Consider the following 9217-nt stretch of genomic DNA (forward strand, 5'->3'; position numbering starts at 1 on the left):
CAAAGTCAAAACCGGTGCTGAATCACCGAAAACCGCTCACATCAATCGCTGTCCATCGGCGTCGAAATACAGCGGCGCCCGGTAGCGGATCACCACTCTGTCGCCCTGCGCCAGATCCGTGTCGGGATCGGTCAGCGTCACCAGTTTCTTGGTCCCTACCGTCACATGCAAATGGTTCTGATCACCGAGATGCTCCACCCAGTCGACAACGCCGTCGGCGTGACCATTCGCGGCCTTCGCGATCGAAAGATGTTCGGTGCGCGCGCCGATCGTCTTGGTCCCGGCCGGTGCGCCGCCGTCAGGCAGCAGTCCGGTTGGCAGAAGATTGATCGCCGGCTGGCCGAGCCTTGCCGCGACATGCAGGTTTGCCGGCTCGGAATAGATGGTGCGCGGCGAACCGATCTGCACCAGCACGCCATCGGCAAGGATGCCGATACGGTCGGCCATGGTCATCGCCTCGATCTGATCATGCGTGACATAAAGCATGGTGGCGCCGAGTTCGGTCTGGATGCGCTTCAGCTCGAGCCTGAGATCGCCGCGCAGCTTGGCATCGAGCGACGACAGCGGCTCGTCCATCAGGTAGATCGAGGGCTTGCGCACCAGCGCCCGGCCGATGGCAACGCGCTGCATTTCGCCGCCCGAAAGCTTGGTCGAGCGATTGGCGAGCTTGTGATGGATGCGCACCATCCTGGCCACCTCCTCGACCCGGCGGCGGATCTGCTCTTCCGGCATCTTTCGGGCCGGTGAGCGCAGCGGGAAGGCGAGATTGTCGAACACCGACAGATGCGGATAGAGCGAATATTGTTGGAACACAAAAGCCGTGTCGCGCTCCGCCGGCGACAGTGTCGTGGCATTGTGTCCGCCGATCTCGATCGTGCCGGTATCCGGCCGTTCCAACCCGGCGATGAGCCGCAGCGTCGTTGTCTTGCCGGCCCCGGTCGGCCCGAGCAGCACGACGAATTCACCATCTGCTATGTGCAGGTCGAGGCCGTCGACGGCGACATGGTCGCCGAAACTCTTGGTCACGTTCTTGATGTGCACCTCAGCCATGCTGGGCCCTCCGCTCCGAGGCGACATCGTGGATCGCGGTTCTCACCGCGCGGCCGGACCCCTTCTCGAACAGCGACAGCCGCGCGCTGCTCAGCGTCAGGCCGACATGATCGCCGGTCGAGAGCCGGATTTCAGCCGGCACGCGCGCCTTGATGATGCCGTCCGCCGTCTCCACCGCGACGATCTGCGTGGTGCCGAGATATTCGGTGCCATAGATGGCGCCACGCAGCTTGGAGGCGTCGTCGAAGCGTATGTGCTCCGGGCGGATGCCGAGCGCCATGTCGCTCGGTGCGATGTCCTCGCGCACCTCCGGCACCGCCACCTTTGCACCTTGCACGATGATCTCCCTGGCGCCCTTGGCGAGTCCGCCGCCAAATCCCAGAAAGTTCATCGGCGGCGAGCCGATGAAGTCGGCGACGAACATGGTCGCCGGGCGGTCGTAGATTTCGCGTGGGCTTCCGAATTGTTCGATGACACCATGGTTCATCACCGCGATCTTGTCGGCCATCGACATCGCTTCCATCTGGTCGTGCGTGACATAGACCGTCGTGGCGTGGATGCGGTTGTGCAGCTCGCGCAGCTCGCGGACCATCAGATCGCGGAATTCGGTGTCGAGCGTGCCGAGCGGCTCATCCATCAGGAAGCATTTTGGCCGCCGCACGATGGCGCGGCCGAGCGCGACGCGCTGGCGGTCGCCGCCGGCCAGGCCGGAGACGGATTTGTTGAGCAGATGGTCGATGCGCAGCAGCTTCGCCGTCTCCTCGACACGGGTGCGGATTTCGGCCGAAGGCATGCCTTGCGCCAGGAGCGGGAAGCCGATGTTCTTGCGCACATTCATGTGCGGATAGAGCGCGAAGAGCTGAAAGACGAAGGCGATGTCGCGCTCGCGGGCCCGCAGCATGGTGACGTCGTCGCCGCCGAGCAGGATCTGGCCGCCGGTCGGCAATTCGAGTCCCGCGATCATGCGCAAGGTCGTCGTCTTGCCGCAGCCGGACGGGCCGAGCATGACGAAGAACTCGCCATCCTCGACAACGAAGTTGGAATCCTGCACGGCGACGAAATCGCCGAAGGCCTTTCTCAGGTGCTGGACGCGGATTTCGGCCATGATTATTCCGGGAATTTCGAGACGATGATGAACATCACGGTGCCGGCGAGCATGGTGATGAAGGAGTAGGTGTAGAGCGACAGCACGAAGGGCTGGAATAGCATCAGGAAGCCGATGGCGATCAGCGCCGTCGCGATGTTTTCCATCAGCCCGCGCCGTGCCCAGACCGGCCAGCGCGATTTGCGTTTATCAGGCTTGGTCAGGCTCATTTGCGCACCGCGCCGAAGGTGATGCCGCGCAGCAATTGTTTGCGAAGCAGGATGGTGAAGACCAGGATCGGCACCAGGAAGATCGTCGTGCCGGCCGCTACCGCCGGCCAGTCCTGGCCGCCTTCGCCGATGATGGTTGGGATGAAGGGCGGCGCAGTCTGCGCGGTGCCGGAAGTCAGGAGTGCCGCGAACGCATACTCGTTCCAGGCGAAGATCAGGCAGAAGATGGCGGTCGCGGCAATGCCGGTCGTCGCCTGCGGCAGCACTGTGCGCCAGAAGGCCTGCAGCCGCGTATAGCCGTCGATCATCGCCGCCTCCTCATATTCGCGCGGGATCTCATCGATGAAGCCTTTCAGCAGCCATACAGCCAGCGACACATTGACTGCCGTGTAGAGCAGGATCATGCCGAGCGCCGTGTCCGACAAGCCAAGCTCGCGGTACATCAGGTAGATCGGAATGGCGACAGCGATCGGCGGCATGAAGCGCGTCGACAGGATGAAGAACAAAAGGTCGTCGGCGAGCGGCACCTTGAAGCGCGAGAAGCCATAGGCAGACAGCGTGCCGAGGAACACGGCGCAGAAGGTCGAACCGAAGGCGATGATCAGCGAATTGACGAAGCGCGGCAGGAAGTTGGACGGGCCGGCGATCACCATGTTGCGCTTGCGCGTGGTCTCGTCGCAGAAGCCCGTCGCGGGACCCAGCGAGTTGATGTATTCCGGCGTCTGCCGCGTCCGCGTCGTGAACAGATTGCAGTAGCCTTCGAGGCTGGGCTGGAACAGGATCTTGGGCGGATAGGCGATCGAATCCGGCGGCGTCTTGAAGCTGGTGGCGAAGATCCACAGCAGCGGCACGATCGAGATCAGCGCGTAGAGCACGATGATCGTGCCGGCGATGCGCTTCGAATTCGTGGACGGTGCGACGACCGAGTGGGCAGTGGTCAGGCTCATCTCTGCTTCACCTTGTTGAGCGCCTTGACGTAGATGTTGGCCAGCCCGAACACCGCGACGAACAGGATGATGGCGAAGGCCGAGGAGTAGCCGGTGCGCCAGCTCTCAAAAGCCTGCCGCTTCAGCGTGATCGAGGCGACCTCGGTGGTCGAGCCCGGCCCACCGCCGGTCAAGAGGTTGACCATGTCGAACATCTTGAAGTTCTCGATGCCGCGAAACAGCACCGCCAGCATGATGAAGGGCAGCGCCATCGGCAGCGTGATCGACCAGAACTGCCGCCAGTTGGAGGCGCGGTCGACCTCGGCCGCCTCGTAGATGTATTCGGGGATCGAGCGTAAGCCGGCGAGGCAGATCAGCATCACGTAGGGCGTCCACATCCACGTGTCGACGATGATGATCGACCACGGCGCCAGCGACACGTTGGAGAGCATCTGGATATCGGTTGGCGGGATCCTCGTGACGAAGGAGATGGCGTAGGCGAACAGGCCGATCTGCGGCTCGTAGAGGAAGCGCCAGAAATTGCCGACCACCGCCGGCGACAGCATCATCGGCACCAGGATCAGCGTCGTCCAGAAGGCATGGCCGCGAAACTTCCTGTCGATCAGCCAGGCCAGCGTGAAGCCGATCAGCGTCTGCAACAGGATGGTCCAGAACACGAAATGCGCCGTCGTCTGCATGGCGATCCAGATATCCTTGTCGCCGAGGATGCGCTGGTAGTTGGCGAAGCCGAGATTCTTCACCACCTCGTTCGGCCGGTTGGCCCGGTAGTTGGTGAACGACAGATAGATCGCCCAGAACAGCGGAAAGATGTTGATGGCCAGCAGCAACAGGATTGTCGGCGAGATGAACAGCCAGGCGAGGCCCTTGTCGCTGATGCCCCGGACCTTGCCGGCCAACGGTTCCGGGGTCGCCCGGGCAACGTTCTCCGCAGTCCGATTGAGCATGGTGAGTCCTGCTTCGGTCACTTGGTCGTCTCTGTCATGGAATTTATCTGAACTGCGTCCCGTGCCAAGGGCGGCACGGGACGCTAGGGCCCTAGCTCGGGAGGAGCCGGGGTTACATCTTGCCGTCGTCCTGGAAGACCTGCGTCCAGTCCTTGACCAGGCCGTCGAGCGCATCCTTGGCCGAGCCCTGGCCGGCCACGACATAGTCATGGAAGCGTTTCTGCGAAGCCTGCAGCAGCGGTGCGTAGCTCGGCTCGGCCCAGAAGTCCTTCACGATGGCCATCGAGTCGAGGAAGGTCTGCGCGTAGGGCTGGCTGGCCGGGAACTTCGGATCCTTGACCACCGCGTTGAGGCAGGAATAGCCGCCGAGGGACCACCATTTGGCCTGCACGTCCTTGTTGGCGAACCACTTGATGTATTTCAGCGCCGCCTCCTGCTTGTCGGAATAGGACACTACCGAGATGCCCTGGCCGCCGAGCTGGGCGAACTGCTCACCGTCGGGACCCTTCGGGTTGACGAAGTAGCCGATCTTGTCGCCGCCGACATTCTCGTCCTTCTGCAGGCCCGGCCATGTGAAGGCGAAGTTCATGTGCATCGCCACCTGGCCGGATTTGAAGGCATCGACGCCTTCGCCCATGTAGCTGTTCGACGCGCCCGGAGGGGTACAGCAATCATAAAGCGCCTTGTAGAATTCCAGGCCCTTCACCGACTTCTCGGAGTTGACGAAGCCTTCCATCTCGTAGGGCTTCTTCGGGTTTTCGTACTGGAAGCCGTAGCTGTAGAGCACGTCCATGGCGCCCATGGTGATGCCTTCCGAGCCGCGCTCGGTATAGATCGAGGCGCCGTAGACGGTCTTGCCGTCAATCTCGCGCTTCTGGAAGAACTCGGCGACCTGCTTCAACTGGTCGAAGGTGGTCGGCGGACCGAGATCCCAGCCGTACTTCTCCTTGAATTCCTTCTGCAGCTCCGGCTTGGAGAACCAGTCCTTGCGATAGGTCCAGCCGACGACGTCGCCCATGGCTGGCAGCGCCCAGTAGTTCGGCGTGTTCTTCGGCCATTCCGAATAGCCGACGACGGTTGCCGGCACGAAGTCGTCCATGCTGATCTTCTCCTTGTCGAAGAAGTCGTTCAGCTTGACATAGTGGCCGTTCTCGGCCGAACCGCCGATCCACTGGCTGTCGCCGATGATCAGGTCGCACAATTTGCCGTGCGAATTCAGCTCGTTGAGGAAACGGTCTGCATAATTGGTCCACGGCACGAACTCGAATTTCATGCCGATGCCGGTTTCCTTGGTAAAATCCTTGGACAGTTCGACAAGCGCGTTGGCCGGGTCCCAAGCGGCCCAGCACAGCGTCAGGTCTTCAGCGTGCGCGACATTCGAGACGGCTGTCGACGCTGTGATCGCCGAGGTCAGTCCCAACGCCAGTTTCAAGCTCGATTTCATGACTTCCTCCCATTTGCGAAACGCGCCCGGATGACGGTTTCAAAAAGCCCTCAACCCCTCTCCTCAGGGGCCCAAACATGGCGGCGCGGTCACGCTGCGGATGTTTAGTAATTTGTTTAGTGATGCAATTTTTACTAAACAAGGCAAGCGAATTCGTTGCTGCGCCGCAGCATGCTTATGGCGATGTCTGAAAACCTTGGGAAAAGCGCGGGTCGCTGGTCGGCCTACCGAAGCTCTTCAGGCCGATTCTGACCAGGACGTGGGGCAGCCTCGGTTTTCAATCCACCCTTCTGGTGCTCACCATCACCTTGCGGATTGGCGGCGCCGGCGGCAGCAGCGCGCGGATATCGGCGAACGGGAACGACGGTTCGAAACGGAACGCTTCGGCCGATGAGCCTTGCGCGCTGTTGCACTGGCCGGCGCGAAAGGCGTTCTGTGTCCGCGCGATGTCGACGAAGCGGTCGGGATCCTGCGACTGATGCATTCGGATCGCCTCAGCTTTGACGTCGGCATACCCGGAAATGTCGACGTAGTGCGTCGGCGAAAAACCGGTGCCGCCCATCGTGTCGGCATGCAGCACCGGGACGGCGAAAGACGCCGCGATGCGCACGCCGTCCGACAGCGCGCGATGGTCGGCGTGATAGTCGTTGGGCGCATGCGTGATCACCAGATCCGGGCCGGTTTGACCAATCAGTGCTTTCAGAGCTCCGATCAGCGCTGCATCGGCCACCAACTCGCCGTCCGGGAAGTCGAGGAAGCGTGGCATTGCGCCTACCAGCGCAGCCGCGGCCGTTGCTTCATCGCGACGGACACGAGCGAGAACAGCGGGATCACTCGTGCCGCCCCTGGCACCATCCGTGGCCATGGCAAAAGTGAGCTCTGCGCCTTGCGCGGCATAGGCGGCCATCGTACCGAACATGAAGATCTCGATGTCGTCCGGATGCGCACCGAGCGCTAGGATTTTCAAATCACTCTCTCCCCGGAACTGGAACAACGTGACGAACGGAATCCTGCTCGCCCTGATCGCCTACGCAAGCTATTCGGGCAGCGATGCCGTTGTCAAAAGCCTGGGCGGTCAGCTCACGATCTTCGAGATCGGCTTTTTCATAACCTTGTTCGCGGGCTTCTTCCTATTCTTCACGCGACCTGCGGGCGAACGCTGGCGCGATTTCTGGCGCACCAAAAGGCCATGGGCGGTGCAGGCGCGCGCCTGGGCGGGTATCGCTTCCGGCGTGCTCAGCGTCTACGCCTTCACCACCATTCCGCTGGCCGAGTCCTATGCGCTGATCTTCCTGGCGCCGCTCTGCGTCACCATCCTCTCCACGGTGATCCTCAAGGAGAAGGTCGGCCCCTGGCGCTGGCTGGCGGTGGTCGCCGCTTTTGCCGGTGTCATGCTGGTGGTGCGGCCTGGCTTTCGCGAGCTCAATCTCGGCCATCTTGCCGCCTTCGGCGTTGCCTTCCTCGCCGCCATCAGCGTCATCCTGATGCGCTCGCTGGCGCAGCAGGAAAAGCGCACCACCATGCTCGGCGTGCTGGTCGGTTGCGGCCTGCTGTTCAACGGCATCGGTGCCGCCGCCACCGCCTTCACTGTTCCCAGCGGAAAGCAGTTGCTGTGGCTGGCAATGGCCGGAGCCTTCACCGCAGGTGGACAATTCCTTCAACTGCTGGCCATGAAATACGCGCCCGCCAACCGCGTTGCGCCGACGCATTATTCGCAGATCGCCTGGGCGGTGGTCCTCGGCGCGTTGTTCTTCCAGGAATATCCGGACGGGCTGTCGCTGGTTGGTCTGGCGGTCGTTGGCGGCGCCGGCCTGTTGACCATGGTGCGGGAGGAAGCGCGGCTGGGCACCGTGCGCTGGAACCCGTTTTCGCGCACCCGGCTTTGAACCGTCTCTGGTTGCGCCGTGGCCACAACCGCTGATATGCGGGCGCCATGACCACAAAACCCCTGCCGGAGCTTCCTGTATCTGCCGTGCTGCCGGCGCTGAGGGAAGCGCTCGGCCATGGCAACAGCGCCGTGCTGGTGGCGCCGCCGGGCGCCGGCAAGACGACGCTGGTGCCGCTGGCGCTGCTTGACGCGCCTTGGCTCGGCGCCGGCAAGATCATCCTGCTTGAACCGCGCCGCCTCGCCGCCCGCGCCGCCGCCCGCCGGATGGCTGAATTGCTTGGTGAGGAACCTGGCGCCACCGTCGGCTATGCCATGCGCATGGAAAACCGCATTTCGGCAAAGACCAGGATCGTAGTCGTCACCGAAGGCGTGCTGGCGCGCATGATCCTCGACGATCCCGAATTGCCCGGCGTTTCGGCTGTCATTTTCGACGAATTCCACGAGCGTTCGCTCGATGGCGATTTTGGGCTCGCACTGGCGCTCGACGTGCAGGGTGCGCTGCGGCCGGACCTGCGCTTGGCTGTGATGTCGGCGACGCTCGACGGCGCACGTGTCGCCAAACTCATGTCGGGCGCGCCGGTGATCGAGAGCGAGGGTCGCGCCTTCCCTGTCGACATCCGCTATGACGAGCGTCCCGCCGGCATCGCCATCGAGGACGCGATGGCCAAGGCGATCCGCACAGCCCTTGCCGACGAGATCGGCAGCGTGCTTGCCTTCCTGCCCGGCCAACGCGAGATCGAGCGAACCGCCGAGCGGCTGGCCGGCAAGGTCGGCACTGAAACCGACATCGTGCCGCTCTACGGCATGCTCGACGGCAAGGCGCAGGACGCGGCGATCAAGCCGCCGCCGGCCGGCCGCCGCAAGGTGGTGCTGGCCACCTCGATCGCCGAAACCTCGATCACCATAGACGGCGTGCGCGTCGTCATCGATTCGGGCCTTTCGCGGCTGCCGCGCTATGAGCCGGCCAGCGGCCTCACCCGGTTGGAGACCGTGCGCGTCAGCAAGGCTTCCGCCGACCAGCGCGCCGGCCGTGCCGGACGCACGCAGCCAGGCGTCGCCATCCGGCTGTGGCGGGCCGAGCAGACGGCTGCACTTCCCACTTTCACGCCGCCGGAAATCCTCGAGGCCGATCTGTCCGGACTGCTGCTCGATTGCGCTGCCTTTGGCGTTGCCGATCCGGCAGGGCTCGCTTTTCTCGATCCGCCGCCTGTTCCGGCCCTTAATGAGGCAAAGGGGCTGTTGCGCGCGCTGGACGCCATCGACGAGACGGGGCGCCTGACGGAGGCGGGTGCAGCGATGCGCAAGCTCGCTCTGCCGGTGCGGTTGGCGCACATGGTTGCCGAGGCAGCCCGGAGCGGCCATGCCTTCGAGGCGGCGATGCTTGCCGTGCTGCTCACCGAACGGGGTCTTGGTGGCGACGGCGCCGATCTGGAGCGACGGCTGATGCGCTTTCGCGGGGAAAGATCTCCGCGCGCTACCGCCGCCAAGCAGCTCGCCGAACGGCTGGCGCGGCAGGCCGGCACCTCTTCACCCTCCCCCTTGTGGGGAGGGTCGATCCGCGAAGCGGAGCGGGGTGGGGGTAGGGCGAGCGCTGCACCCCCCCCCCCGCAGCCCGCGCCGGCGGAGGCCC

At 63.5% G+C, this 9217-nt stretch carries 9 protein-coding genes; 2 read left to right on the forward strand and 7 right to left on the reverse strand.

Annotated elements, in window-relative coordinates:
• Positions 1 to 36 precede the first annotated feature (36 nt).
• The 7 genes from NKH97_RS14985 to NKH97_RS15015 form a co-directional block, all read right to left on the reverse strand.
• On the reverse strand, positions 37 to 1050 hold the full coding sequence (locus NKH97_RS14985) for an ABC transporter ATP-binding protein (RefSeq protein WP_023811616.1): 1014 nt from the start codon (positions 1048 to 1050) through the stop codon (positions 37 to 39).
• A complete protein-coding gene (locus NKH97_RS14990; protein WP_023811617.1) occupies positions 1043 to 2155 on the reverse strand; it encodes an ABC transporter ATP-binding protein in 1113 nt (370 codons plus the stop codon). Before NKH97_RS14990 ends, NKH97_RS14985 begins: the two co-directional genes overlap by 8 nt.
• 2 nt (positions 2156 to 2157) lie before the next feature.
• Complete coding sequence (locus NKH97_RS14995) at positions 2158 to 2364, reverse strand: hypothetical protein (RefSeq protein WP_352439744.1); 207 nt, start codon at positions 2362 to 2364, stop codon at positions 2158 to 2160.
• Complete coding sequence (locus tag NKH97_RS15000) at positions 2361 to 3311, reverse strand: carbohydrate ABC transporter permease (RefSeq protein WP_023811619.1); 951 nt, start codon at positions 3309 to 3311, stop codon at positions 2361 to 2363. Before NKH97_RS15000 ends, NKH97_RS14995 begins: the two co-directional genes overlap by 4 nt.
• Positions 3308 to 4255, reverse strand: coding sequence for a carbohydrate ABC transporter permease (locus NKH97_RS15005; RefSeq protein ID WP_023811620.1), 948 nt, complete (start codon positions 4253 to 4255; stop codon positions 3308 to 3310). Before NKH97_RS15005 ends, NKH97_RS15000 begins: the two co-directional genes overlap by 4 nt.
• 112 nt (positions 4256 to 4367) lie before the next feature.
• Positions 4368 to 5699, reverse strand: coding sequence for an ABC transporter substrate-binding protein (locus NKH97_RS15010; RefSeq protein ID WP_352774514.1), 1332 nt, complete (start codon positions 5697 to 5699; stop codon positions 4368 to 4370).
• Positions 5700 to 5976: 277 nt separating this feature from the next.
• Positions 5977 to 6666 (reverse strand): PIG-L deacetylase family protein, encoded by a 690-nt coding sequence (locus NKH97_RS15015; RefSeq protein WP_023811622.1) that lies wholly within the window; start codon positions 6664 to 6666, stop codon positions 5977 to 5979.
• Between the two features lie 28 nt (positions 6667 to 6694).
• Here NKH97_RS15015 and NKH97_RS15020 point away from each other — a divergent pair, with 28 nt between their 5' ends.
• Both NKH97_RS15020 and hrpB read left to right on the forward strand, forming a co-directional pair.
• A complete protein-coding gene (locus NKH97_RS15020) occupies positions 6695 to 7585 on the forward strand; it encodes a DMT family transporter (RefSeq protein WP_352797621.1) in 891 nt (296 codons plus the stop codon).
• Between the two features lie 47 nt (positions 7586 to 7632).
• Positions 7633 to 9217, forward strand: a 1585-nt coding sequence (gene hrpB / locus NKH97_RS15025) for an ATP-dependent helicase HrpB (protein WP_352797624.1), incomplete at its 3' end; no start/stop codon positions are given.

It is taken from the genome of Mesorhizobium sp. M0870 (assembly GCF_040319775.1).
Classification (GTDB): Bacteria; Pseudomonadota; Alphaproteobacteria; order Rhizobiales; family Rhizobiaceae; genus Mesorhizobium.